Origin of the sequence: Pseudomonas sp. R15(2017), from assembly GCF_002112685.1 — a bacterium.
Taxonomy (GTDB): domain Bacteria; phylum Pseudomonadota; class Gammaproteobacteria; order Pseudomonadales; family Pseudomonadaceae; genus Aquipseudomonas; species Aquipseudomonas glycinae.
In genome coordinates this window covers 1-1,109 of sequence record NZ_NEII01000032.1, presented here as the reverse complement: position 1 = coordinate 1,109, position 1,109 = coordinate 1, and the positions used below count along the sequence as shown (strand labels likewise).

Here is a 1,109-nt window from a genome sequence, read left to right as displayed (position 1 = left end):
GAAGGGCTGGCGGTGTCATTCTTCGTCAGAGATTTTGCAGACAACGATTCCGAAGACTGGTGCAAGGAAACGCGCATCGTCGTCGACACCGGCAACTCGAGGCTGGAGGGACCGATTCTTGAGCAGGCTGACGGGAACGACCTCGATCTCGACCAGCTGGGTAAAGAGCAATTAAAGCTCCAGGTCTTTGCTGCCTCACCCGTCGATTTCAACCAGGGCGACACCATCATCATGCGCTTGCAAGGCACCACCCTCGACGGCGAACGCATCCAGGTCGAAGCCCGCCAGACCATCAACAAAAAACCACCGCTGGTGGTCGATGTGCTGATGGACAACGACGGTGCCCGGGCACTGGCAAAAAACCAGGGGGTGTTTTCCTTCGACCTGGAACGTGGCGGCAGCATCATTCAGCGCTCCAGAGGCCGCTTCATCAACATGCTCGGCGAACCCACCCGCCTGGCAGCCCCCATCGTCGAAAGCGCCGTGAGCGGTGCGCTTGATCCCGACTTGCCGAGCGTGATCGTCCGCATCCCCTACGATCCGCTGATCACCCCGGACAACGCCATTGAAATCCACTGGAGCATTACCCTTGCGGACGGCACCGTTTTCGAGCCTGAGCTGGCCTGGATCTTTCCGACCCAGCAGGAGGCCGATGACCCTGAGGGGTTCATCGTCATCATTTCAGGCCCCGAGTACCTGAAACCCGGCGAAGGCGGCAACCTGGTGGTGTCATACGACTTACTCAGTGAAGGCGAGAACGGCGAAATCGTTCGCAGGCCTTCCCCGCCAGCCTCGCCGTTGAACATCGGTGAGCCGAAGCTTGAGCTGGTCAAGCCAATACTCCTGGGCGAAAAGGACGGCGCGCTGGAACCCAAGGATTTGCCCAACGGCATCAGCGAAGTCACCTGCCCCAACCCGGTCAACAATCCGACCCTGCCCAAGGATGTGGTGCACTGGCAATTGCACGATGACCAAGGTGTGCTGCTGTTTACGGACAGCAAATCCCTCAACTCACTGAGCGCCGGTAAACCCGTGAAATTTCCGCTCAATGCGGCGTTTGTACTGCAGTATTTTGAGGCCCGTCGCGGTGAACGGTTGAGTATCCGCTA

1 pseudogene is annotated in these 1,109 nt (G+C 58.8%); it reads left to right on the top strand.

Annotation, left to right across the window (positions count from 1 at the left end):
• Window positions 1-1,109, top strand: a pseudogene (locus CAF77_RS29425) (hypothetical protein); the annotation flags it as partial.